Raw genomic sequence first — 1,499 nt, 5'->3', positions numbered from 1 at the left:
GACGACAGCAGTGATTACGCGAACCCCACCGACACCTTCCCCAACACGCCAAAATCCACCGCGAAATGATCGCCCGCCTGGATCGGCAGCGGTGGGTGACACGTGCCAGTCGTCACCACCTCCCCTGCCCTCAAGGTAAGGCCGAGCCCGCGCAGCTCGTTGGCAAGCCAGGCCAGTGCGACACGGGGGTCGCCGAGCACGTTCTTGCCGTGGCCGACATAGCGCTGATCGCGCAGCATGGTCACGGGTCGCTCCTCGACGAGATCCATCGCGCGCCAATCGGCCTTGGCCGGCGCACCCAGCACGAACAAATGGGCACAGGCATTGTCGGCGATGAGCTGCGCCTCGCCGGCGCTGGCGAAATCGGTAAAGCGCGAATCCGGAATCTCGATTGCGGGATGGAAGGTATCGACGGCGGCGAGGACCTCTTCCACGCTGTAAGGCGCAGACCGCGGCGGAAGATCGCGCCCCATGCGGAAGGCGAATTCAGGTTCGCCGACGCGCATCCTGTTGCCCTGCATCGAAGCTGTGCCGCCATCGGCGATGACGGTGTCGCTCAAGATGCGTCCGGCCATCGGGCCTGCGACATTGATGTGCCTCTGTCCGGATTCGCTGGTAGCCGCGATCTTCCAGCCGAACAATTGTCCGGTCGATTGCATTTCGAGCGCGGCCTGAACGGCGTAACCCGCGGCGCGGCTCCGCGGCCGCAAGGATGCCTCCAGCGCATCGAGCTTGCTGCCGTCGCGCCAATGCTGCACGAGGACGCGCGATGCGGCCGCGATCTGATCCCTGTCGAGCATGTATCCTCACCCGATGATGATTTTTGTCCGCGGTCCCATCCGCCGCAGCACTTGTAGCATCGCCCCTCTTGTCATGGAGACGCAGCCCGCAGTCGGCCCGAAATTGTCGCGGGCCAGATGCAGGAACACGGCGCTGCCGCGGCCGGCGATGCGCGGCCTGGTGTTGTGGTCGATCTCGATGATGAAGTCATAGAGATGGTCGGTCCGCTTGAGTCGGTCGCCGCCCTGCTCCCGCCCGAGCCGGATCGGCTGGTTGTAGTGACGATCTTTGGGGTCCTCGCACCAGCCGTCCTCACCGGTGATGGCCCGCGCCGGCAAAAATGTCTGCGGGCGGCTGTGGCGGTCGCCCCGCCACCACAATTGCCGCGGCCGGAAGCTGCCCCTTGGGGTGCCGCCGTCGCCCTCGCGTTTGTTGGCCAAAATGCCGCCCCGGCCCAACGCGACCGGAATTGTCAGCTGTCCCGCCGTCAGCCAGCCCCGGCGCGGATTACCGGCGGCAGGCTTAACGCGGATCGCGACCAGCGGGCCGGAGCGCCGTTTCCTCGTGTAACCAATTGAAGTAACTTCATTTTTCATGTGAACGTGCGATGCCGAATTCATTACAGGACATTCATCAAAGCGCCCTGCTATTCTAGGTTAGAGTGCTTCTGGCTTGTGAATCGGTAACAGCCCACTACTTCAACACGAACAACAATAATA

Annotated in this window: 2 protein-coding genes; both read right to left on the bottom strand. The window is 63.6% G+C overall.

The genetic code is table 11. The features are described 5' to 3' along the window. Positions 1 to 14: 14 nt before the first annotated feature. Complete coding sequence (locus ACXJL8_RS40810) at positions 15 to 800, bottom strand: 2-keto-4-pentenoate hydratase (RefSeq protein ID WP_456621480.1); 786 nt, start codon at positions 798 to 800, stop codon at positions 15 to 17. Between the two features lie 6 nt (positions 801 to 806). Continuing rightward, positions 807 to 1,376: a L,D-transpeptidase family protein gene (locus ACXJL8_RS40805; RefSeq protein WP_456621534.1), complete on the bottom strand. Its 570-nt coding sequence runs from the start codon at positions 1,374 to 1,376 to the stop codon at positions 807 to 809. Positions 1,377 to 1,499: the final 123 nt, after the last annotated feature.

Source organism: Bradyrhizobium sp. P5_C11_2 (genome assembly GCF_054049755.1).
Note: the sequence above shows the minus strand (reverse complement) of the source record. Positions and strands in the feature narration are given on the sequence as shown.